At 56.4% G+C, this 23830-nt stretch carries 21 protein-coding genes and 1 riboswitch; of the genes, 10 read left to right on the top strand and 11 right to left on the bottom strand.

Annotated elements, in window-relative coordinates; translation table 11 throughout:
* Positions 1-7 precede the first annotated feature (7 nt).
* The gene (gene nudC / locus AFK67_RS01720; RefSeq protein ID WP_007718556.1) at positions 8-781 is read right to left on the bottom strand and encodes an NAD(+) diphosphatase; all 774 of its coding nucleotides are present in this window, start codon (positions 779-781) and stop codon (positions 8-10) included.
* Positions 782-883: 102 nt separating this feature from the next.
* Here nudC and AFK67_RS01715 point away from each other — a divergent pair, with 102 nt between their 5' ends.
* The 10 genes from AFK67_RS01715 to AFK67_RS01670 all read left to right on the top strand — a co-directional run bounded on the left by AFK67_RS01715 (position 884) and on the right by AFK67_RS01670 (position 9169).
* A complete protein-coding gene (locus tag AFK67_RS01715) occupies positions 884-1387 on the top strand; it encodes an Rsd/AlgQ family anti-sigma factor (RefSeq protein WP_007754852.1) in 504 nt (167 codons plus the stop codon).
* A gap of 52 nt (positions 1388-1439) precedes the next feature.
* A riboswitch (TPP riboswitch) is annotated at positions 1440-1549 on the top strand.
* A gap of 120 nt (positions 1550-1669) precedes the next feature.
* Positions 1670-3571, top strand: a complete 1902-nt coding sequence (gene thiC, locus AFK67_RS01710) for a phosphomethylpyrimidine synthase ThiC (RefSeq protein WP_007727265.1) — start codon at positions 1670-1672, stop codon at positions 3569-3571.
* Positions 3568-4203, top strand: coding sequence for a thiamine phosphate synthase (thiE, locus tag AFK67_RS01705; RefSeq protein WP_038884335.1), 636 nt, complete (start codon positions 3568-3570; stop codon positions 4201-4203). The genes thiC and thiE overlap by 4 nt, the downstream gene beginning before the upstream one ends.
* Positions 4196-4945 carry a HesA/MoeB/ThiF family protein gene (locus AFK67_RS01700; protein WP_038884332.1) on the top strand — a complete coding sequence of 250 codons (750 nt, stop codon included), beginning with the start codon at positions 4196-4198 and terminating at the stop codon, positions 4943-4945. The genes thiE and AFK67_RS01700 overlap by 8 nt, the downstream gene beginning before the upstream one ends.
* Complete coding sequence (thiS, locus tag AFK67_RS01695) at positions 4935-5135, top strand: sulfur carrier protein ThiS (RefSeq protein WP_032967459.1); 201 nt, start codon at positions 4935-4937, stop codon at positions 5133-5135. The genes AFK67_RS01700 and thiS overlap by 11 nt, the downstream gene beginning before the upstream one ends.
* Position 5136: 1 nt before the next feature.
* A complete protein-coding gene (gene thiG, locus AFK67_RS01690; RefSeq protein WP_032967460.1) occupies positions 5137-5907 on the top strand; it encodes a thiazole synthase in 771 nt (256 codons plus the stop codon).
* The gene (thiH, locus tag AFK67_RS01685) at positions 5904-7037 is read left to right on the top strand and encodes a 2-iminoacetate synthase ThiH (protein WP_007727270.1); all 1134 of its coding nucleotides are present in this window, start codon (positions 5904-5906) and stop codon (positions 7035-7037) included. Before thiG ends, thiH begins: the two co-directional genes overlap by 4 nt.
* 313 nt (positions 7038-7350) lie before the next feature.
* Complete coding sequence (locus tag AFK67_RS01680; protein ID WP_007727278.1) at positions 7351-7659, top strand: PTS sugar transporter subunit IIB; 309 nt, start codon at positions 7351-7353, stop codon at positions 7657-7659.
* Positions 7660-7663: 4 nt separating this feature from the next.
* Positions 7664-7981, top strand: coding sequence for a PTS lactose/cellobiose transporter subunit IIA (locus AFK67_RS01675; RefSeq protein WP_038884329.1), 318 nt, complete (start codon positions 7664-7666; stop codon positions 7979-7981).
* 108 nt (positions 7982-8089) lie between these two features.
* The gene (locus AFK67_RS01670; RefSeq protein ID WP_235047937.1) at positions 8090-9169 is read left to right on the top strand and encodes a helix-turn-helix domain-containing protein; all 1080 of its coding nucleotides are present in this window, start codon (positions 8090-8092) and stop codon (positions 9167-9169) included.
* On the opposite strand, the gene AFK67_RS01665 is transcribed toward AFK67_RS01670, so the two are convergent.
* From AFK67_RS01665 to tuf, 10 genes are all read right to left on the bottom strand, one after another.
* Complete coding sequence (locus AFK67_RS01665) at positions 9075-10160, bottom strand: alpha/beta hydrolase family protein (RefSeq protein ID WP_032967462.1); 1086 nt, start codon at positions 10158-10160, stop codon at positions 9075-9077. The genes AFK67_RS01670 and AFK67_RS01665 overlap by 95 nt on opposite strands.
* Positions 10161-10304: 144 nt before the next feature.
* Positions 10305-14528: a DNA-directed RNA polymerase subunit beta' gene (gene rpoC / locus AFK67_RS01660; RefSeq protein ID WP_007754816.1), complete on the bottom strand. Its 4224-nt coding sequence runs from the start codon at positions 14526-14528 to the stop codon at positions 10305-10307.
* A 76-nt stretch (positions 14529-14604) separates the two neighbouring features.
* On the bottom strand, positions 14605-18633 hold the full coding sequence (gene rpoB / locus AFK67_RS01655; RefSeq protein WP_038884326.1) for a DNA-directed RNA polymerase subunit beta: 4029 nt from the start codon (positions 18631-18633) through the stop codon (positions 14605-14607).
* A gap of 317 nt (positions 18634-18950) precedes the next feature.
* Entirely contained in the window at positions 18951-19319 is a 369-nt protein-coding gene (gene rplL, locus AFK67_RS01650) for a 50S ribosomal protein L7/L12 (protein ID WP_007727297.1), read from the bottom strand.
* A gap of 66 nt (positions 19320-19385) precedes the next feature.
* Positions 19386-19883 carry a 50S ribosomal protein L10 gene (gene rplJ, locus AFK67_RS01645; RefSeq protein ID WP_007704673.1) on the bottom strand — a complete coding sequence of 166 codons (498 nt, stop codon included), beginning with the start codon at positions 19881-19883 and terminating at the stop codon, positions 19386-19388.
* Positions 19884-20174: 291 nt separating this feature from the next.
* Positions 20175-20879 (bottom strand): 50S ribosomal protein L1, encoded by a 705-nt coding sequence (gene rplA / locus AFK67_RS01640; protein WP_007704670.1) that lies wholly within the window; start codon positions 20877-20879, stop codon positions 20175-20177.
* Between the two features lie 3 nt (positions 20880-20882).
* Positions 20883-21311: a 50S ribosomal protein L11 gene (rplK, locus tag AFK67_RS01635; RefSeq protein WP_004387082.1), complete on the bottom strand. Its 429-nt coding sequence runs from the start codon at positions 21309-21311 to the stop codon at positions 20883-20885.
* A 150-nt stretch (positions 21312-21461) separates the two neighbouring features.
* Entirely contained in the window at positions 21462-22007 is a 546-nt protein-coding gene (nusG, locus tag AFK67_RS01630; protein ID WP_001287521.1) for a transcription termination/antitermination protein NusG, read from the bottom strand.
* 1 nt (position 22008) lies between these two features.
* Positions 22009-22392 carry a preprotein translocase subunit SecE gene (secE, locus tag AFK67_RS01625; RefSeq protein WP_007727302.1) on the bottom strand — a complete coding sequence of 128 codons (384 nt, stop codon included), beginning with the start codon at positions 22390-22392 and terminating at the stop codon, positions 22009-22011.
* A 234-nt stretch (positions 22393-22626) separates the two neighbouring features.
* Positions 22627-23811, bottom strand: a complete 1185-nt coding sequence (tuf, locus tag AFK67_RS01620) for an elongation factor Tu (protein ID WP_038869252.1) — start codon at positions 23809-23811, stop codon at positions 22627-22629.
* Positions 23812-23830 lie beyond the last annotated feature (19 nt).

Below are 23830 nucleotides of genomic sequence, written 5' to 3'. Positions count from 1 at the left end.
TACCACGTCATTCGTAGTCTGCCCGGCAGCGCGCCACGGTATCTTCTATCAGGCGGCGCGCCACGGTGCCCGGCGCGGGCAGCAGCGGCAGCTGGTCGTAGCGATACCAGCCCGCGTCGATGAGCTCTTTCGGATCGATTTTGATGTCGCCGCTGTCGTAGTCCGCGGTAAAGGCGGTCATCAGCGATTGCGGGAACGGCCAGGGCTGGGAGGTCACGTAGCGCAGATTTTTGACGCGAATGCTGCTCTCTTCCATCACCTCGCGCGCCACCGCCTGCTCCAGCGTTTCGCCCACCTCGACAAAACCGGCCAGCACGGTGTAGACGCCGTTGCGATGACGCGTGTGTTGCGCCAGCAAAATTTTATCCTCGCGGCGAATAGCCACAATGATGCATGGCGCAATTTGGGGGTAGTAGCGCTCGCGACAATGCCCGCAGAGCATTGCCCATTCGGTTTTACTCGGGTGCATCTCATGACCGCAGTAGCCGCAAAATTTATGCGAGCGGTAAAACTCGGCGAGCTGAACGCCCCGCCCCGCCAGCTGGAACAGCCCGGCATCAAGATCGATAAGCTGGCGCACCGAGGCCATGTCGTTATCGCGCTTCTGGAGCACCAGCCACACGGGCGCGTCTTCCCAGGTGCCAATTTGCAGCGCTTTTTCACCCGCCAGACCAAAATCCGCTGCCTGACCGTAAGGTAATTCCGCTTTTGGCAGCCATAATTTCTGTTCATGGCTGACTATCCACCAGCCATGGTCTAAATTTTCTAGAGTACGTTCCATAATTGATTGCGCTACCTCTGCGTCACTGGCACGTTATTAACATTGTTCTTACATATTTTGGGTCATTTGCGTTTTTACATCTTATATCTCATGGAGTCGATCATGCTAAACCAGCTAAAAAGTCTGACGGAACGCGTTGGTGGGAGTAATGAGTTAGTTGATCGTTGGCTTGGCGCCCGCAACCATCTGTTAGTCACCTATTACAAGATGGTCGGCATCAAACCCGGCAAGGAGCCGCTAACCGCGCTGGATGAACAGGCGCTGGACGATTTTTGTCACTGTCTGGTGGATTATCTCTCCGCCGGCCACTTTAATATTTACGAACGCGTCATCAGCGAAATGGAAGGCACCAGCCCGCTGGTCGCCGCCACGCAAATCTATCCGCAGCTGGAAGCCAACACCCAGCAAATCATGGATTTCTACGATACCCATCTGGAAAGCGCTATCGACCACGATAACTGCATGGAGTTTCAGGAAGCGCTTTCCGGCATCGGCGAGGCGCTCGCCGCCCGTTTCGCGCTGGAAGACCAGCTCATCCTGCTGGCGTTTGACAACAACCTGAGCGAAAGCGCCAATGACGAAGCCGGTCTCGCGCGTCCGGCTTGAGTTTGCACTGATTCGCGAGTAGTTTAATCACGTCCCCGCGCCTGTTGCGGGGTTTATCTTGTCGGAGTGCCCAGTGCGCGAGCACGGGCTGAGACCGTTAATTCGGGATCCGCGGAACCTGATCAGGTTAATACCTGCGAAGGGAACAAGAGTAATTCCATTATGCCCCGCTCAGGGTGCCGTCTGCCGCCCCTGAACGTCTGCAAACGCGGCGCGGGCGCATCTCCATTACTCCTCCGTTGTTCTGACAAGCCACTTCCTGACCGTTAACTGGAATGCGCTATGTCTGTATCAAACAAACCAGGCCGCCGCGAACAGCGCGCCGCCGCACAACGCTTCATCGACACGCTGGAAGGCACCGCTTTCCCCAATTCGCACCGCATCTACCTCACCGGCTCGCGCGAAGATATTCGCGTGCCGATGCGTGAAATCCGCCTGAGTCCAACGCTTACGGGCGGCACGAAAGAAAACCCGCACGTTGAACCCAACGAGCCGGTGCCGGTTTATGACACCTCTGGTCCCTATGGCGATCCGGCCGTGCGCATCGACGTACGCGAAGGGCTGGAAAAGCTGCGCAGCCGCTGGATAGACGCCCGCAACGACACCGAAACTCTGAGCGCGCGCAGCTCCGCCTATACCCGTGAGCGTCTCGCTGACGACGGGCTCGACGATCTGCGTTTTCACGGTCTGCTGACGCCGAAGCGCGCGCAGCCGGGTAAACGCGTCACGCAGCTGCACTACGCCCGCCAGGGCATCGTAACGCCGGAAATGGAGTTCATCGCCATTCGCGAAAACATGGGGCGCGAGCGCATTCGCTCCGGGGTACTGCGCCAGCAGCATCCGGGCGTTGGTTTCGGCGCGCGTCTGCCGGATAACATCACGCCGGAATTTGTGCGTGACGAAGTGGCCGCCGGGCGCGCCATTATCCCTGCTAACATCAACCACCCGGAATCGGAGCCGATGATTATCGGCCGCAACTTTCTGGTGAAGGTGAATGCGAATATCGGCAATTCGGCGGTGACGTCGTCGATTGAAGAAGAGGTTGAGAAGCTGGTCTGGGCCACCCGCTGGGGCGCCGATACGGTCATGGACCTCTCCACCGGGCGCTATATTCACGAAACCCGCGAATGGATCCTGCGCAACAGCCCGGTGCCGATCGGCACCGTCCCGATCTATCAGGCGCTGGAGAAGGCCAACGGGATCGCCGAAGATCTCAGCTGGGAGATGTTCCGCGACACGCTGCTGGAGCAGGCCGAACAGGGCGTCGATTACTTCACCATTCACGCTGGCGTGCTGCTGCGCTACGTACCGATGACCGCGAAACGCCTGACGGGTATCGTCTCGCGCGGCGGCTCGATCATGGCGAAATGGTGCCTTTCGCACCATAAAGAAAACTTTCTCTACGAACACTTCCGCGAAATCTGCGAAATTTGCGCCGCCTATGATGTGTCGCTATCGCTCGGCGACGGGCTGCGCCCGGGCTCTATCCAGGACGCCAACGACGAGGCGCAGTTCGCCGAACTCCACACGCTCGGCGAACTGACGAAAATCGCCTGGGAATATGACGTGCAGGTGATGATTGAAGGCCCCGGCCACGTGCCGATGCAGATGATCCGCCGCAACATGACTGAAGAGCTTGAGCACTGCCATGAAGCGCCCTTCTACACCCTCGGGCCGCTTACCACCGACATCGCGCCGGGCTACGATCACTTCACGTCGGGCATCGGCGCGGCGATGATAGGCTGGTTCGGCTGCGCCATGCTCTGCTACGTGACGCCAAAAGAGCACCTCGGCCTGCCGAACAAAGAAGATGTGAAGCAGGGGCTGATCACCTATAAAATCGCCGCCCATGCCGCCGACCTGGCGAAAGGGCATCCGGGCGCGCAGATCCGCGACAACGCGATGTCGAAAGCACGCTTCGAATTCCGCTGGGAAGATCAGTTCAACCTGGCGCTTGATCCTTTCACCGCCCGCGCGTATCACGACGAGACGCTGCCGCAGGAATCCGGCAAAGTGGCGCACTTCTGCTCTATGTGCGGTCCGAAATTCTGCTCGATGAAAATCACGCAGGAGGTGCGTGATTACGCCGCGCAGCAGGCCATCGATGCCGGGATGGCGGATATGTCTACCCACTTTCGCGCCCGCGGCGGCGACATCTATCTGCGTCAGGAGGAAGTGGAATGATGGAGCCGCTTTTCGCCCCTGTACCGCGCCGCCTGGGGCTTTATCCGGTAGTGGACAGCGTCGAGTGGATTGCGCGTCTGCTGGAGGCGGGCGTGCGCACGCTACAGCTGCGTATCAAAGATAAAACCGATGCCGGTGTCGAAGCGGATGTCCGCGCCGCCATCGACCTCGGAAAACGCTATCACGCCCGGCTGTTTATTAATGACTACTGGCGGCTGGCGATAAAACATCAGGCCTATGGCGTCCATCTTGGCCAGGAAGATCTGCAAACCGCCGACCTCAACGCTATCCGCGCCGCCGGGCTGCGGCTTGGCGTCTCCACCCATGACGATATGGAAATCGACGTGGCGCTTGCGGTGCGCCCCTCTTATATCGCGCTCGGCCACGTTTTCCCCACTCAGACCAAACAGATGCCCTCCGCCCCGCAAGGGCTGGCGCAACTGGCCGCACACGTGCAACGGCTCGGCGACTATCCGACCGTCGCCATCGGCGGCATCAGCCTTGCGCGCGCGCCTGCGGTGCTGAAAACGGGCGTCGGCAGCATTGCGGTGGTGAGCGCCATTACGCAGGCAGCCGACTGGCGCGCCGCGACGCAACAGTTACTGGAACTCGCGGGGGTGGGCGATGAATGACGCGGATTTTATGCGCTACAGCCGCCAGCTGCTGCTGGAGGATATCGCCATTGAAGGCCAGCAAACGCTGCTGGCGAGCCGCGTGTTGATCGTGGGCATGGGCGGGCTCGGCTCGCCCGCCGCGATGTATCTCGCAGGCGCGGGCGTTGGCACGCTATGGCTTGCCGATGACGACGCGGTACACATCAGCAATCTCCAGCGCCAGATCCTGTTTGGCGTCGGGGATATCGGGCAGCCGAAATCGCTCGCGGCGATGCGCCGTTTAAAAACGCTCAACCCAGCGATTGAAACGGTGGCTTTGAACCAGCGGCTTGAGGGGGATGCGCTGCATGAGGCGGTCTCCGGTGTCGATCTGGTGCTCGACTGCAGCGACAACATGACAACGCGCCAGGCCATCAATGCCGCCTGCGTGGCGCACGCCACGCCGCTTATCACGGCCAGTGCGGTCGGCATGGGCGGGCAAATCGCCACGTTTACGCCGCCTTTTGAGTACGGCTGTTACCGCTGCCTGTGGCCTGATGACAGCGAGCCGGAGCGCAACTGCCGCACCGCAGGCGTACTCGGCCCGGTCACCGGCCTGATGGGCACGCTACAGGCGCTGGAAGCCATTAAGCTGCTGTGCGGGGTGACGCCCAGCCACGGCGAGCTGCGCCTGTTCGACGCGCGCGCCAGCCACTGGCGCACCCTGACGCTACAGCGCGCCGCGGACTGCCCGGTTTGCGGAGGCAAGCATGCGCATTGAACTGAACGATGAGGCGATGCAGTGCGTCGAGGGACTCAGCGCAGCGCAGCTGCTGGAACAGTTAAAACTCGACAGGCCAGGTACGGCGCTCGCGGTCAACCAGACCATTCTGCCGCGCAGCCAGTGGCCCGATTATGCATTGCAGGAAGGCGACAGCCTGATGTTATTTCAGGTTATCGCAGGAGGCTGAGATGTTACGTATTGCAGATAAAACCTTTCATTCACGCCTGTTTACCGGCACCGGTAAATTTGCGTCATCCGCGCTGATGCTGGCGGCGCTGCGCGAAAGCGGCAGCGAGCTGGCCACGCTCGCCATGAAGCGCGTGGATCTGATGCGCCGCGATGACGCCCTGCTGGCGCCATTGCAGGATGCAGGCGTGGCGCTGCTACCGAATACCTCCGGCGCCAAAACCGCCGAAGAGGCGATTTTCGCTGCGCAGCTCGCCCGCGAGGCGCTGGGCACCCACTGGATCAAGCTTGAGATCCACCCCGACGCCCGCTGGCTGCTGCCGGACCCGATAGAGACGCTGCGGGCGGCAGAGAAACTGGTCGCGCAGGGGTTTGTAGTGCTGCCGTACTGCGGCGCCGATCCGGTGCTCTGTAAGCGTCTTGAAGAAGCGGGCTGCGCGGCCGTGATGCCGCTGGGCGCGCCGATTGGCTCGAATCAGGGACTGCAGACGCGGGCGCTGCTGGAAATTATCATCACGCAGGCGACGGTGCCGGTCGTGGTGGATGCGGGCATTGGGGCGCCGAGCCACGCCGCCGAGGCGCTGGAGATGGGGGCCGACGCTGTGCTGGTCAACACGGCAATCGCCGTAGCGCGCGATCCGGTGGCGATGGCGCGGGCATTCCGTCAGGCGGTCGAGGCGGGCCGCACCGGGTATGAAGCCGGGCTCGGCGCACGTACCACGCAGGCGCAGGCCACCAGCCCGCTGACCGGCTTTCTGGAGGCGCGGGCATGAAAACCTTTACTGACCGCTGGCGCACGCTCGACTGGGATGACATCCGCCTGCGCATTCACAGCAAAACCGGACGCGACGTGGCGCGGGCGCTCGCCGCTTCGCATCCAGACAGAGAAGACATGATGGCGCTGCTCTCTCCTGCAGCGCTGGAATATCTCGAGCCGCTGGCGCAGCGCGCGCAGCAGCTCACCCGCCAGCGCTTTGGCAACACCGTGAGTTTTTATCTCCCGCTTTATCTTTCTAATCTTTGTGCCAATGAATGTACCTATTGCGGCTTCTCCATGAGCAACCGCATTAAGCGCAAGACGCTGAATGACGAAGAGATAGCGCGCGAGTGCGCGGCCATTAAAGCGATGGGCTTTGAACATCTGCTGCTGGTGACGGGCGAACATCAGAACAAAGTGGGCATGGACTATTTTCGTCGTCACCTGCCAGCGATTCGCCGTCAGTTCGCCTCATTGCAAATGGAAGTGCAGCCGCTGTCACAGGCGGACTATGCCGAACTGAAAACGCTCGGCCTCGACGGCGTGCTGGTGTATCAGGAGACATACCATGAGGCGGTCTACGCGAAGCACCACCTGCGGGGCCATAAGCAGGACTTCTTCTGGCGGCTGGAGACGCCGGACCGGCTTGGGCAGGCGGGCATTGATCGTATCGGGCTTGGCGCGCTGACGGGCCTTTCCGACTGCTGGCGTACCGATAATTATCTGGTGGCGGAGCACTTGCTCTGGCTGCAACAGCGCTACTGGCAAAGCCGCTATTCGGTGTCGTTTCCGCGTCTGCGCCCCTGCGCGGGCGGCATTCAGCCCGCATCGGTGATGGATGAACGCCAGCTGGTGCAGCTTATCTGCGCATTCAGGCTGCTGGCCCCCGAGGTGGAGCTCTCACTCTCCACCCGCGAATCGCCGCATTTTCGCGATAACGTCGTCCCGATCGCCATTAACACCGTGAGCGCGTTTTCCCGCACGCAACCTGGCGGCTATGTCGGCGGACATGCCGAGCTGGAGCAGTTCACGCCGCATGACGAACGGCGTCCGGAAGAGGTCGCGGCAAGCCTGGCGCAGCGTGGGCTCCAGCCCGTCTGGAAAGACTGGGACGGCTTTCTGGGAAGAAGCGCGCAAACGCCCTGAAACTAAACGCAAACCAGGCGATATCTTTCGATATGTTACGCAAAAGGCGTTTTTGCCGTTTGAGGGAAACCTCGCGCGGTTTTACTCTACGCCTGCCGGTCGGGGATGGCCGGCCGGGGCGGTTCTGGTTGCTCTCTCTCTGCCGCCCCGCCTCACTCTCTGTACCGGACGTCAAAAAAAACCGGCTTTGGTAACCGGTTTCCGTTTTTGCGGCTTTCTTTGTGATGGGTAACACACAATCACATCAAAGCGGTTGTTGGGACAGGAGGTGGGGGATAAATATCAACTAAACAACAGCCACAGAGAGCGGATTATGAAAAATATCGTTTTATGCTGTGCCGCAGGAATGTCCACCAGCATGCTGGTTCAACGGATGAAAGACGCCGCCCAGAAAAAAGGCGTCGAGGTGGATATTAAGGCCGTTCCGGTCGCGGAGTTTAAAGATATTATCGGCACCGCCGACATCGTGCTGCTTGGCCCGCAGGTCAAATATGAACAGCCGAAATTCCAGGAGATCGCCGCTCCGCTGGGTAAAACTGTCGCCGTTATCGATATGATGGATTACGGCATGATGAAAGGCGATGTGGTGCTGGATAAAGCCCTTAAAATGCTGGAGCAATAACCAAATGGAAGATTTAGAGTCAATTATCATGGAGCTACTGGTCAATGCCGGTAGCGCGCGCAGCCAGGCGCTGACGGCTCTTCAACTGGCCCGCAAAGGCGACTTCGAGGGCGCCGAAAAAGCGATGGAAGAATCCCACGAGTTTGTTAAGCATGCGCATAAAATCCAGACGCAGCTTATCGGGCTCGACGAAGGCAGCGGTAAATTACCGGTTAACCTGATTACCGTTCACTCCCAGGATCATCTGATGAACGCGATGGTGATTCAGGATCTGGCGGGCGACCTGATTGAGATTTACCGCCGGCTCCCGCCGCGCAATTAATGTCGACGCAGTTCTGTCAGAAACTCGTTAGAGACGCCCGGTTCGCCGGGCGTTTTCTTTTGTGACTAAAATGGGTGAGGTGTTTTCCCCGGCGTTTTATGGCACAACATGGCATTCGTTGATTGCTGTCGTCACCGCAGGTGCCTGATGCCCGCCATTCCCGTTCCGTTTTATACCCTCTCCCTGCTGCTGATGCTGCTGGCAAAGGTCTGGCTGCAACGCCCTTGCGGCTACCGCACGCTCGCCACCTTTATCACCGGCTGCGCGCTACTGGTGCTGATGACTGCGCTGCGCTGGCAATTTGATGCGCCCCTGTTCCGACAGCTACAGTCAATGCTGGCGATTGCGCTGCCGCCGCTGGCATGGCGCTGTTTTTCCTGCGTAACCGGCCAAAGCCGCGCGTCTGAACGCATCGCCTCGCTGTTGCCCCCTGCCATCGCGCTTGCCCTGAATCTGATGGCGCCCATGACGACGGATGGCGTATTGATGCTGCTCTATGTCGGTTACGGCGCGGCGCTGATCCGTACAGCCTGGCGGGGTGCGGATGCGTTTATTCTGACCCGGCTGACAGATGCCCGCAGCACGTCGATAATGGCCTTTCTTGCCGGCGCGTTCCTTTGTTTCAGCGGTCTGACCGATCTGGCGATCATGCTCGATTTCACCTGGTATGACGGGGTGCAGGCCCCGCTCATTGTTGCTGTCTCCCAGGCGATACTGCTGCCGTTTATCTGCCTTGCCATCCTCTACAGCGGCAAGAAAATTCCCGCCGCTGACGAAACACCGATTCCACCACCCGCCGAAGAGTCAGCAACGGATGTGGATACCGATCTGCTCACGCTTTGTGAAACGCTGGAGGCGCGCCTGGGCGAACAGCGGTTGTTTCTCAATGACGACCTGACGCTCGATATGCTGGCGCGCAAGTGGGTGATCCCCGCCCGCCAGATTTCGCGGGCCGTCAATGCAACGCGTGGCTGTAATGTCTCGCAGTGGATTAACGGCTTTCGCATTCGCTATGCGCAACACCTGTTGCTCACCACCGATGCGCCGGTTACCCGCATCATGCTGGATGCAGGGTTTGCCACCAAATCCAACTTCAACCGTGAGTTTGTGCGGTTGAGCGGGATGAGCCCAACGGCGTTTCGTCGTGCAGCGGCGGATAATCAAGCGCCTGCTGCAGAAAAGCGCTGATCGTGTCGCTAAGCGTCTGATGAATGTCTGCCCGGCTTAGCGAGCCGCCATCGTCACACACAATGCCTTCGCCCGGATCGTGTTCCTCAATCAGCGCCTTCGCGCCAGGCTTGCAGAGCTGCATAAAGCTAAAATGCGTCGCGCCCGTGACGCTTTGCGCCCGCTGCTTCGCCGCCGGAATGTAACGCTGCAAATAGCCAGACTCCAGCCGGGCGGGTAGCGCGTCGCTGTCGGCCTGCGCGGACAAGATAAGCACCGGCACATTCAGCTGAGCGAGGCTCCCGGGCGTAAAACCGCGCGCCAGCCCCAAATCGAGAGAGACCACCGCGTTGATTCGTGGCTCGCGCTGGCTTTCCATTAACGGGCCGGATGCCGCCGGGCGATCGATACCCAGCGCAGGGATGAGCTTACAACTCGACAGTACGGCATGGTTTTTACAATCCCGTTGAAAGTGCCCGGCATCAAAACGCGCGCCTGCCAGCTCCATTACCGTCCAGCCGCCCAGAGAATGGCCGAGCGCGGCAATGCGACCGGTATCCACATCGCCAGCAATGGCGGGGTTGTCGATAAGCCTATTCATCACGCGGCGCAGATCGCGCGGGCGCTGCCAGAGCTGCCAGGCATCCTGCTGCGCTTTATTGCGGCTGGTTGTTCCCGGATGATCGGGTGCCGCGACAATATACCCCTGCGCCGCCATGCGTTGCGCCAGCCAGTTGAGGTTGCGCCAGTTGCCGCCATACCCGTGCGAGAGAAGTAGTAACGGATGCGCGCCACCAGCGGGCTGTGCGTTACGTAATGCTGGCGTGCCAACAAAAACCGGGTTGTCGCCCACCGTTTCAGTTTTGCCCGTTTGCGCCGTGGGATACCAGACGGCGACATCGAGCGGGCGAGCCTTATCTTCATCGAGATGCAACTGGCGAAAAGCGGTGTCGGCCTGGGTTATGCCGCTCAGAAGTAGCGTAAAAGAGAGGATCAGTGTGCGTATGGACATAGTGCGTTCCCTGTGGATGAACAGAACGCTGAGTGTGCCCGGCCCTTGTACGGCGGGCGGCCTGAAACGCGATCGAGGTCTTTTTAGTGAATTTCAGGCATAAAAAAACCCGCCGAAGCGGGTTTTTAGTCAGGCTAAGAACGATTACTCGTTGTCGTTGCCGCCCAGACCTGCGTTCAGCAGTTCTGCAAGGCTTGCAGACGCGTCTTCCGCAGTCACCTGCGGTGCAGCCGGCAGTTCGCCAGCAGCGCGACGGCGCATGCGATCCTGATGGTACGCGTAACCGGTACCCGCCGGGATCAGACGACCTACAATGACGTTCTCTTTCAGGCCGCGCAGTTCGTCGCGTTTGCCCGCAACGGCTGCTTCGGTAAGCACACGAGTCGTCTCCTGGAACGATGCCGCGGAGATGAAGGACTCGGTCGCCAGAGACGCTTTGGTGATACCCAGCAGGTCGCGCATGTAAGTCGCGCCGACTTTGCCATTCGCTTCCAGATCGCGGTTGGCGATCTTAACGCGAGAGTATTCAACCTGCTCACCTTCCAGGAACTCGGAGCTGCCCGCGTTCATGATGGTGGCTTTACGCAGCATCTGACGAACGATAACTTCGATGTGCTTATCGTTAATCTTAACGCCCTGCAGACGGTAAACGTCCTGCACTTCGTTAACGATGTAACGCGTTACAGCATGAACGCCACGCAGACGCAGGATGTCGTGCGGCGCTTCCGGACCGTCGGAAACCACGTCACCACGTTCTACACGTTCGCCTTCGAACACGTTGAGCTGACGCCATTTCGGGATCATCTCTTCGTACGGATCGCTACCGTCTACCGGCGTGATAACCAGACGACGTTTCCCTTTGGTTTCTTTACCGAAGGAAATGATGCCGCTGATTTCAGCAAGGATAGCCGGCTCTTTCGGACGACGTGCTTCGAACAGGTCAGCAACGCGCGGCAGACCACCGGTAATATCCTTGGTACCGCCGGATTCCTGAGGAATACGCGCCAGGGTGTCACCAGAGCTTATCTGAACGCCATCTTCCAGCTGAACAATTGCTTTACCTGGCAGGAAGTACTGAGCCGGCATGTCGGTGCCCGGGATCAGAACGTCGTTGCCGTTAGCATCAACGATTTTCAGTGCAGGACGCAGATCTTTACCGCCCGCGGTACGTTCAGCAGAATCCAGAACTACCAGAGAAGACAGACCGGTCAGCTCGTCGGTCTGACGAGTAATGGTCTGGCCGTCGATCATGTCAGTGAAGCGGATGAAACCACTTACTTCGGTGATAACCGGCATGGTGTGCGGATCCCAGTTTGCAACGGTTTCACCGCCAGCAACCTGCTCACCATCACCTTTCGCCATAACGGCGCCGTAAGGCACTTTATAGCTTTCTTTGGTACGGCCGAATTCGTCGATAAGTTTCAGCTCGGTGTTACGAGAGGTCACCACCAGCTTGCCTGAAGAGTTAACAACAGACTTCGCATTGCTGAGCTTGATGCTACCTTTGTTTTTCACCTGAATGCTGGATTCAGCAGCCGCACGAGATGCCGCACCACCGATGTGGAACGTACGCATCGTCAGCTGTGTACCCGGCTCACCGATGGACTGTGCCGCGATAACGCCGATGGCTTCACCTTTGTTGATGATGTGGCCACGTGCCAGGTCACGACCATAGCAGTGCGCACACACACCAAAGTCGGTGTCACAGGATACAACGGAACGCACTTTCACAGAGTCAACGGAGTTGGCTTCCAGAATGTCACACCACTGTTCGTGCAGCAGCGTGTTGCGTGGAACCAGAATATCCGCCGTACCCGGCTTCAGAATATCTTCCGCAGTAACACGACCCAGTACGCGATCGCGCAGCGGCTCTTTAACGTCACCACCCTCGATAACCGGGGTCATGGTGATGCCTTCCAGCGTGCCGCAATCGTCTTCGGTCACTACCAGATCCTGCGCCACGTCAACCAGACGACGGGTCAGGTAACCGGAGTTCGCGGTTTTCAGTGCGGTATCCGCCAGACCTTTACGAGCACCGTGAGTAGAGATGAAGTACTGGAGTACGTTCAGACCTTCACGGAAGTTCGCGGTGATCGGCGTTTCGATGATGGAGCCATCCGGCTTCGCCATCAGACCACGCATACCGGCAAGCTGACGAATCTGTGCCGCAGAACCACGCGCACCGGAGTCGGCCATCATGTAGATGCTGTTGAAAGAAACCTGCTGCTCTTCCTGACCGTCACGGTTAATCACGGTTTCAGTCTGCAGGTTATCCATCATCGCTTTGGATACACGATCGTTCGCCGCAGCCCAGATATCGATAACTTTGTTGTAACGTTCGCCCGCGGTTACCAGACCAGACTGGAACTGCTCCTGGATCTCAGCAACTTCAGCTTCCGCTTCAGAGATGATTTCGTGTTTTTTCTCCGGGATGACCATGTCATCAATACCAACGGATGCACCTGAACGCGCTGCATAAGCAAAGCCGGTGTACATCGTCTGGTCCGCAAAAATAACGGTCGGTTTCAGACCCAGAATACGGTAGCAAGTGTTCAGCATTTTGGAGATAGCTTTCTTGCCCAGCGCCTGGTTGACGATGGAGAAAGGCAGACCTTTCGGTACGATCATCCACAGAATGGCACGGCCAACGGTCGTGTCTTTCAGGCTGGTGTGCGCGACGAATTCGCCGTTAGCATCTTTTTCGTATTCAGTGATACGCACTTTAACGCGCGCATGCAGAGAGGCCAGGCCAGCGCGGTAAATACGCTCAGCTTCTTTCGGGCCAGTCAGCACCATGCCTTCGCCTTTGGCGTTAACACAGTCACGGGTCATGTAGTACAGACCCAGTACAACGTCCTGAGACGGAACGATGATAGGCTCGCCGTTCGCCGGAGACAGGATGTTGTTGGTAGACATCATCAGCGCACGCGCTTCGAGCTGGGCTTCCAGCGTCAGCGGTACGTGAACAGCCATCTGGTCACCATCGAAGTCGGCGTTATACGCCGCACAGACCAGCGGGTGCAGCTGGATAGCTTTACCTTCGATCAGTACCGGTTCGAACGCCTGAATACCCAGACGGTGCAGGGTCGGCGCACGGTTCAGCAGTACCGGGTGTTCGCGGATAACTTCGTCCAGGATATCCCAAACGACAGCTTCTTCGCGCTCAACCATTTTCTTCGCGGCTTTGATGGTGGTGGCGAGGCCACGCAGTTCCAGCTTGCCGTAGATGAACGGTTTGAACAGTTCCAGCGCCATTTTCTTCGGCAGGCCGCACTGATGCAGACGCAGGTACGGACCTACGGTAATAACGGAACGACCGGAGTAGTCCACGCGCTTACCGAGCAGGTTCTGACGGAAACGACCCTGCTTACCTTTGATCATGTCTGCCAGCGATTTCAGCGGACGCTTGTTGGAGCCGGTGATCGCACGACCGCGACGACCGTTATCCAGCAGGGCGTCTACCGCTTCCTGCAGCATACGTTTTTCGTTGCGTACGATGATGTCCGGCGCCGCCAGATCCAGCAGACGTTTCAGACGGTTGTTACGGTTGATCACGCGACGATACAGATCGTTCAGATCCGACGTTGCGAAACGACCGCCATCCAGCGGAACCAGCGGACGCAGATCCGGCGGCAGTACCGGCAGCACGGTCAGGATCATCCACTCCGGCTTGTTGCCAGACTGTACGAACGCTTCCAGCAGCTTGATACGCTTGGTCAGCTTCTTACGCTTGGTTTCGGAGTTGGTTTCGTTCAGTTCTTCGCGCAGCTGCTCGCACTCAGCTTCCAGATCCATGCTTTTCAGCAGAGCCTGAATAGCTTCGGCGCCCATTTTCGCGTCGAATTCGTCGCCGAACTCTTCCAGCGCGTCCAGGTACTGCTCTTCAGTCAGGATCTGGCTGCGCTCGAGGTTGGTCATGCCGCCCTCGATAACAACATAAGATTCGAAATACAGAACACGTTCGATATCGCGCAGCGGCATATCCAGCAGCAGACCGATACGGGACGGCAGAGATTTCAGGAACCAGATGTGGGCAGTCGGGGAAGCCAGTTCGATGTGGCCCATGCGCTCACGACGCACTTTAGTCTGGGTCACTTCAACGCCGCACTTCTCACAAATCACACCGCGGTGTTTCAGGCGCTTGTACTTACCGCACAGGCACTCGTAGTCTTTTACCGGCCCAAAGATACGGGCGCAGAACAGACCGTCGCGCTCCGGTTTAAAGGTACGGTAGTTAATGGTTTCCGGCTTCTTAACTTCACCGAAAGACCATGAACGGATCATGTCTGGCGAGGCCAGAGCAATTTTGATCGCATCAAACTCTTCGGTTTTAGTTTGCGCTTTCAGAAACTTTAATAAGTCTTTCACGGATTTGCTCCCGTCGGAGTTAGCACAATCTGGCGCCGGGTTTTACCCCGGCACCAGTGACCTGTTTGAGCGAGAGTTACTCGTCTTCCAGTTCGATGTTGATGCCCAGCGAACGAATCTCTTTCAACAGTACGTTGAACGATTCCGGCATGCCCGGTTCCATCTGATGGTTGCCATCCACGATGTTCTTATACATCTTGGTACGGCCGTTGACGTCATCAGACTTAACGGTAAGCATTTCCTGCAGGGTATAGGCGGCGCCGTAAGCTTCGAGCGCCCACACTTCCATCTCACCGAAGCGCTGACCACCGAACTGCGCCTTACCACCCAGCGGCTGCTGAGTAACCAGGCTGTAAGAACCGGTGGAACGAGCATGCATCTTGTCGTCAACCAGGTGGTTCAGTTTCAGCATGTACATGTAACCTACGGTTACCGGACGCTCGAACTGTTCCCCCGTACGGCCATCAAACAGGGTGATCTGACCGGAAGTCGGCAGGTCGCCCAGTTGCAGCAGCTCTTTAATTTCAGCTTCTTTCGCGCCGTCGAATACCGGCGTGGCGAGAGGCATACCTTTACGCAGGTTTTCAGCCAGACGCAGTACTTCGTCGTCGCTGAAGGTGTTCAGGTCAACTTTCTGACGAACATCCTGGCCGAGGTCGTAAGCTTTCTGGATGAATTCGCGCAGTTTCGCGACTTCTTCCTGACGTTTCAGCATGGCGTTGATCTTATCGCCGATACCTTTCGCCGCCATACCCAGGTGAGTTTCCAGGATCTGACCGATGTTCATACGCGACGGTACGCCCAGCGGGTTCAGTACGATGTCTACCGGCGTGCCGTTTTCATCGTAAGGCATATCTTCGATCGGGTTGATCTTGGAGATAACACCTTTGTTACCGTGACGGCCTGCCATCTTATCGCCCGGCTGGATCTGACGTTTAACGGCCAGATACACCTTAACGATTTTCAGCACGCCCGGCGCCAGATCGTCACCCTGAGTGATTTTGCGGCGTTTCGCTTCGAGTTTCTTCTCAAACTCGTGCTTCAGTTCGTCGTACTGTTCAGCCAGCTGTTCCAGCTGGTTTTGTTTCTCTTCGTCGGTCAGACCGAGTTCCAGCCAACGGTCGCGCGGCAGTTTGTCGAGCTTCTCAGCTTCAACGCCACCTGCGATCAGTACCGCACGGATACGGCTGAACAGGCCCGCTTCGAGGATCTGCAGTTCTTCAGACAGGTCTTTTTTGGCCTGCTTGAGCTGCATCTCTTCGATTTCGAGCGCACGTTTGTCTTTCTCCACGCCATCGCGGGTAAAGACCTGAACGTCGATAACGGTACCGGAAACGCCGTTCGGCACACGCAGAGAAGAGTCTTTAACGTCAGACGCTTTCTCACCGAAGATGGCGCGCAGCAGTTTCTCTTCCGGGGTCAGTTGGGTTTCACCTTTCGGGGTTACCTTACCTACCAGGATATCGCCGCCGGTGACTTCCGCACCGATGTAAACGATACCGGATTCATCCAGTTTAGAGAGCGCAGCTTCACCCACGTTCGGGATGTCGGCGGTGATCTCTTCCGGCCCCAGCTTGGTGTCGCGAGACACGCACGCCAGTTCCTGAATATGGATCGTGGTGAAACGGTCTTCCTGGACCACACGCTCGGAAACGAGGATGGAGTCTTCGAAGTTGTAGCCGTTCCACGGCATGAACGCTACGCGCATGTTCTGACCGAGCGCCAGTTCACCGAGGTCGGTGGACGGACCGTCTGCCAGCACGTCGCCGCGTTCAACCGGCTCATCCAGAGATACACACGGCATCTGGTTGATGCAGGTGTTCTGGTTAGAACGGGTATATTTGGTCAGGTTATAGATATCGATACCTGCTTCGCCCGGGTACATCTCGTCTTCGTTAACTTTAATAACGATACGGGATGCATCGACGTACTGAACGGTACCGCCACGTTTGGCAACGGCAGTTACGCCGGAGTCAACGGCAACAGCACGCTCCATACCGGTACCTACCAGCGGCTTATCAGCGCGCAGGGTCGGAACCGCCTGACGTTGCATGTTCGCACCCATCAATGCACGGTTGGCGTCATCGTGTTCCAGGAACGGGATCAGGGACGCACCGACGGAAACCACCTGCTGGGTGGAAACGTCCATATAGTCAACCTGGTCTGCGCTGAAGAGGCTGGATTCGCCTTTACTGCGGCAGGTGACCAGATCGTCGGCGAAGCGGCCTTCTTCGGTCAGGTTGGTGTTCGCCTGAGCGATGACGTAGTTACCTTCTTCGATAGCGGAGAGGTAATGAATTTCATCGGTCACAATGCCGTCGGTGACTTTACGGTACGGCGTCTCAAGGAAGCCATATTCGTTAGTCTGCGCGTAAACGGACAGGGAGTTGATAAGACCGATGTTCGGACCTTCCGGCGTTTCGATAGGACAGACGCGACCGTAGTGGGTCGGGTGTACGTCTCGAACTTCAAACCCTGCACGTTCACGGGTCAGACCGCCCGGGCCGAGTGCGGAGATACGACGCTTGTGCGTGATCTCAGACAGCGGGTTGTTCTGGTCCATAAACTGCGACAGCTGGCTGGAACCAAAGAACTCTTTAACCGCTGCGGAAATCGGCTTGGCGTTGATCATATCCTGAGGCATCAGGGTATCCAGATCGCCCAGAGACAGACGCTCTTTCACCGCACGCTCTACACGTACCAGACCAACACGGAACTGGTTTTCCGCCATTTCGCCTACGGAACGGATACGACGGTTGCCGAGGTGGTCAATATCGTCCACTTCGCCTTTACCGTTACGGATATCGATGAGCTTTTTCATCACGTCGATGATGTCAGCTTTGCTCAGGATACCGGAACCTTCGATCTCGTCACGCAGCAGAGAGCGGTTGAACTTCATGCGGCCTACCGCAGAAAGATCGTAACGATCTTCGGAGAAGAACAGGTTCTCAAACAGGCTTTCTGCCGCTTCACGCGTCGGCGGCTCGCCAGGACGCATCATGCGGTAGATTTCAACCAGCGCGCTCAGGCGATCGGTGGTCGGGTCGACGCGTACTGTCTCAGACATGTACGGGCCGTGGTCGAGGTCGTTGGTGAACAGCGTCTCGATACGTTTGTGACCAGACTGGCTCAGTTTCGCCAGCAGATCCAGGGACAGCTCCATGTTGGCCGGGCAAATCAGCTCGCCAGTGGAAGCGTCCACATAATCTTTCGCCGCAACTTTACCGGCGATGTATTCCACCGGTACTTCGATATGTTTGATTTCGTCTTTTTCGAGCTGGCGAATGTGACGTGCAGTGATACGACGGCCTTTTTCTACGTAGATTTTGCCGTTTGCTTCGATATCAAAGGACGCGGTTTCACCACGCAGACGCTCCGGAATCAGCTCCATCTGCAGTTTGTTATCGCGGATTTCGAAGACCACTTTTTCAAAGAACAGGTCAAGGATCTGCTCAGTGGTGTAATCCAGCGCGCGCAGGATGATAGTTGCCGGCAGCTTACGACGACGGTCGATACGGACAAACAGGTTGTCTTTCGGATCGAATTCGAAGTCCAGCCAGGAGCCACGGTAAGGAATGATGCGTGCGTTATACAGCACCTTACCAGAGGAGTGGGTTTTACCCTTGTCGCTGTCAAAGAAGACGCCCGGGCTGCGGTGCAGCTGAGAAACGATAACACGCTCAGTACCGTTAATAACAAAGGTACCGTTATCGGTCATGAGCGGGATTTCGCCCATGTAAACTTCTTGCTCTTTGATGTCTTTAACGGTGCCTTCCGGCGCTTCGCGCTCGTAGATCACCAGACGCAGCTTAACGCGCAGCGGTGCCGAATAGGTCACGCCACGGATTTGGCATTCTTTAACATCAAACACCGGTTCGCCAAGACGGTAGCTGACGTATTGCAGTTCCGAATTGCCGCTGTAGCTCTGAATCGGGAATACGGAGCGGAAAGCCGCTTCCAGACCGTACTGACCTTCAGGATCTTGCTCGATAAATTTCTGGAACGAGTCAAGCTGGATAGAAAGGAGATAGGGAACATCCAGAACTTGTGGACGTTTACCAAAATCCTTACGAATACGTTTTTTCTCGGTATAGGAGTAAACCATAGGGTTCCTCAGCTCGCTGACAAGTCGACCCACTCTGTCCATCGAAGGGACAGTTTATGCAGCACCATTTTGTTGACCGAAAAGTGGAACACTTTTCGCAATACCTGTTGCTATCACGCTTAAACCATTTCATTGCGATTTACACAGTGCCGGAGCGCTGTCGCAGTATATTAAGTCGTCGATAGAAACAAGCATTGACGGGTAACCAGCAGTAAAACAGTGTGAAACGCTACTGGTCCCCTAGCGCAAAAAGGCTGGTGACCAAAAAGTCACCAGCCATCAGCCTGATTTCTCAGGCTGCCACCAGAAGGGTTGGCTTATTTAACTTCAACTTCAGCGCCAGCTTCTTCCAGAGATTTTTTCAGAGCTTCAGCGTCATCTTTGCTCACGCCTTCTTTCAGAGCGGCCGGAGCAGATTCTACCAGGTCTTTAGCTTCTTTCAGACCCAGGCCAGTTGCGCCACGTACTGCTTTGATAACAGCAACTTTGTTAGCGCCAGCGGCTTTCAGAATAACGTCGAATTCAGTTTTCTCTTCAGCAGCTTCAGCAGCCGGGCCAGCAGCAACAGCTACAGCAGCAGCAGCAGAAACACCGAATTTTTCTTCCATTGCAGAGATCAGCTCAACAACGTCCATTACGGACATAGCGGATACTGCTTCAATGATTTGATCTTTAGTGATAGACATTTAATTGTTCCTGAATATCAGAATAAGTTTTATACGTAAGCAAATGCGTTGCGAGAGTAAGCGCTATTAAGCAGCTTCTTTTGCGTCGCGAACAGCGGCCAGAGTGCGAACCAGTTTGCCTGCAGAGGCTTCTTTCATGGTTGCCATCAGGCGTGCAATTGCTTCTTCGTAAGTCGGCAGAGTTGCCAGGCGATCGATCTGGGACGCCGGGATCAGCTCACCTTCAAAGGCAGCGGCTTTGACCTCAAATTTTGCATTCGCTTTCGCGAAATCTTTGAACAGACGAGCAGCAGCGCCCGGGTGTTCCATAGAGTATGCAATCAGGGTCGGACCAACAAACGCGTCTTTCAGGCACTCAAACTGAGTACCTTCAACAACACGGCGCAGCAGGGTGTTACGAACAACACGCATGTATACGCCAGCTTCGCGACCTGCTTTACGCAGTTCAGTCATTTTGTCTACAGTAACGCCACGGGAATCCGCAACAACCGCAGACAGCGCGCCTTTGGCTACTTCGCTGACTTCAGCAACAATCGCTTGTTTGTCTTGAAGATTTAAAGCCATTAGCTTTTGCTCCTGGATTTTAGCCGGGACAAGTCCCGGAACTCACTTCACTCATTCATACGAAAGAGCGTCGAAATACGGTGAGCAGAAACAAGCCAAAGACTACTTAAAAAATATTCTTCAGGTTCTGTCACCGTCTACGCAGGAAATTAAGCTTCTTACGAAACACCTGCGGTCTTGGACGGAGGCCTGGATAAGGCCAGGCTCCAACCGAAAATCTTTTATGCTCTGCTTAGCAGAACAATGGGCGTAAGATTGTAGACAAATCCGACGCCCACGTAAAGAGGCGAATTAGTTCGCCGCTGCGCTCAGACCAGACTGGTCTACCGCAACACCTGCGCCCATGGTGGTGGACAGGCTAACTTTCTTGATGTACACGCCTTTAGCAGAAGACGGTTTTGCTTTTTTCAGAGCAACCAGCAGCGCTTCCAGGTTTTCTTTCAGTTTGTCAGCGTCGAAATCCACTTTACCGATGGTGGTGTGAATGATGCCGTTTTTGTCGTTACGGTAACGAACCTGACCTGCTTTCGCGTTTTTAACCGCTTCAGCAACGTTCGGCGTTACAGTACCAACTTTCGGGTTCGGCATCAGGCCGCGCGGGCCCAGAACCTGGCCCAGTTGGCCAACAACGCGCATTGCATCCGGGGAAGCAATAACAACGTCAAAGTTCATTTCGCCTTTTTTGATCTGGTCAGCCAGATCTTCCATACCTACCAGCTCAGCGCCAGCTGCTTTAGCAGCTTCAGCGTTCGGGCCCTGGGCAAATACGGCTACGCGAACAGAACGGCCAGTACCGTGCGGCAGTACAGTTGCACCACGTACGTTCTGGTCAGATTTACGAGCGTCGATGCCGAGGTTTACAGCAACGTCAACGCTTTCTACGAACTTAGCGGTAGCCAGTTCTTTCAGCAGAGTGATGGCTTCGTTGATGTCGTACTGTTTGGTCGCATCAACTTTGTCACGGATCACACGCATGCGCTTGGTCAGTTTAGCCATTTCTTAGTCCTCCACTACCAGGCCCATGGAACGTGCAGTACCTTCGATGGAGCGAGTCATCGCTTCAATGTCGGCGCCAGTCATGTCAGCAGCTTTGGTCTGTGCGATTTCCTGCAGCTGAGCGCGGGTAATGGTACCCACTTTGTCTTTGTTCGGCTTACCGGAACCAGACTTGATACCAGCCGCTTTTTTCAGCAGTACAGCTGCCGGCGGGGTTTTGGTAACGAAGGTGAAAGAACGGTCAGCGTAAACGGTGATAACAACCGGAATCGGCAGACCTTTTTCCATGGAATCCGTTTTGGCGTTGAACGCTTTACAGAATTCCATGATGTTAACACCCTGCTGACCCAGAGCCGGACCGACCGGCGGGCTCGGGTTAGCCATACCAGCTGCAACCTGCAGCTTAACGTAGGCTTGTACTTTCTTGGCCATGAAAATTTCCTCAGTTGGGTCTAGCGCCTCAGAGAGGCTCCCCGTGATTAAAACGTTTTATGGGCTTGGCCCATAAAAACAAAAGGCGCGAAATTGTATTCCAATCTCGCGCCTTGTGCAACGGTTAACCGCTGCTTTTTCGAACTCAGCTTACGCTTTTTCTACCTGACTGAAATCAAGCTCAACCGGTGTAGCACGACCGAAAATAGACACCGATACTTTCAGGCGGCTCTTCTCATAGTCAACTTCTTCAACCACGCCGTTGAAGTCAGCGAACGGACCGTCGTTAACGCGAACCATTTCACCCGGCTCAAACAGCGTTTTCGGACGCGGCTTATCACCCACCTGCTGCAGGCGGTTCATGATAGCATCGACTTCTTTGTCGCTGATTGGTGCCGGACGGTCAGAGGTGCCGCCGATAAAGCCCATTACGCGCGGTACGCTACGCACCAGGTGCCAGCTTGCGTCGTTCATAACCATCTGAACTAACACATAACCGGGGAAGAATTTGCGCTCGCTCTTGCGACGCTGGCCGCCACGGATCTCCACAACCTCTTCGGTCGGAACCATGACTTCGCCAAACAACTCTTCCATGTTGTGTAATTTGATATGCTCACGCAGCGAAGTCGCTACGCGGCCTTCAAAACCGGAAAACGCCTGAACGACGTACCAGCGCTTTTTAGGTGCTTCAGACATCTCAGAACCTCAGGCCAGTGATAAAGGATACCAGGCGGACCAGAATACCATCCAGCCCCCACAGGATCAGTGACATTACAGCAGTCACTGCAGCCACGATTAATGTGGTGTGCAACGTTTCCTGGCGAGTCGGCCAAATAACCTTACGGACTTCGGTTCTCGCTTCACGGGCAAAGGCGACGGTAGCTTTACCTTTCGTCGTTAACAGCGCGACACCACCCGCTGCAGCAATCAGAATGACCACCGCAAGAGCACGCAGCGGCAGGGTAATCTCACGGTAAAGAAAGTTGCCTACGATAGCTACAATCAGCAGCGCAGCGACAACCAGCCACTTCATCACTTCCAGGCCGCGCCCGCTTCCTTGAGCTTCGGTATTCGCACTCATAAACCAACCTGTCATAGTAAATCAGACAAACATTTTTGCCCCGCACATGCGAGGCAAGCCAGACCGAATTGCTCTTTTTACATTGCGCTTCGGAGTTACGCTATCTGCAGAGCCTGTCTCAGCAATGATTATGTGGAATAAATCACTGATGAGCCAGGTTCTGGTTCGAGAGCGTGCAAAAAGGGCATCAAATGATGCCCTTTTATTGCGCATTGCGTCAAATGTTATCAGCGATTAGCCGAGAACTTTAGCAACCACGCCCGCGCCAACGGTACGGCCGCCTTCGCGGATTGCGAAACGCAGACCGTCGTCCATCGCGATCGGGTGGATCAGGGTGACAACCATTTTGATGTTGTCGCCCGGCATTACCATCTCTACGCCTTCCGGCAGTTCGATGGTACCGGTCACGTCAGTCGTACGGAAGTAGAACTGCGGACGGTAGCCTTTGAAGAACGGAGTGTGACGGCCGCCTTCATCTTTGGACAGAATGTACACTTCAGATTCGAACTTGGTGTGCGGCTTGATGGAGCCCGGCTTAGCCAGTACCTGACCACGTTCGATTTCTTCACGTTTGATACCACGCAGCAGAACACCTACGTTCTCGCCCGCACGGCCTTCGTCCAGCAGTTTGCGGAACATTTCAACGCCGGTACAGGTGGATTTCGCGGTGTCTTTGATACCAACGATTTCAACTTCTTCACCAACCTTGATGATACCGCGCTCTACACGACCGGTAACAACGGTACCACGACCAGAGATGGAGAATACATCTTCGATCGGCAGCAGGAACGGCTTGTCAATCGCGCGCTCCGGTTCCGGGATGTAAGAATCCAGGTGACCAGCCAGCTCGATGATTTTCTCTTCCCACTCAGCTTCGCCTTCCAGCGCTTTCAGCGCGGAACCGCGAACGATCGGGGTGTCGTCGCCCGGGAAGTCGTACTGAGACAGCAGCTCACGCACTTCCATCTCAACCAGTTCCAGCAGCTCTTCGTCATCAACCATGTCGCATTTGTTCAGGAACACGATGATGTACGGAACGCCTACCTGACGACCCAGCAGGATGTGCTCACGGGTCTGCGGCATCGGGCCGTCAGTCGCAGCAACAACCAGGATAGCGCCATCCATCTGAGCAGCACCGGTGATCATGTTTTTCACGTAGTCGGCGTGGCCCGGGCAGTCAACGTGCGCGTAGTGGCGAGTCGGGGTGTCATATTCAACGTGAGAGGTGTTGATGGTGATACCACGAGCTTTTTCTTCCGGCGCGTTATCGATCTGATCGAATGCACGAGCAGAACCACCGTAGGTTTTAGCCAGAACGGTAGTGATGGCAGCGGTCAGCGTTGTTTTACCATGGTCAACGTGGCCGATAGTACCGACGTTAACGTGCGGTTTTGTACGTTCAAACTTTTCTTTAGACATCGATTGTCCCTCTAAGACA

Source organism: Cronobacter dublinensis subsp. dublinensis LMG 23823 (assembly GCF_001277235.1).
Classification (GTDB): Bacteria; Pseudomonadota; Gammaproteobacteria; order Enterobacterales; family Enterobacteriaceae; genus Cronobacter; species Cronobacter dublinensis.
This window is presented reverse-complemented; position numbering and strand designations above follow the sequence as displayed.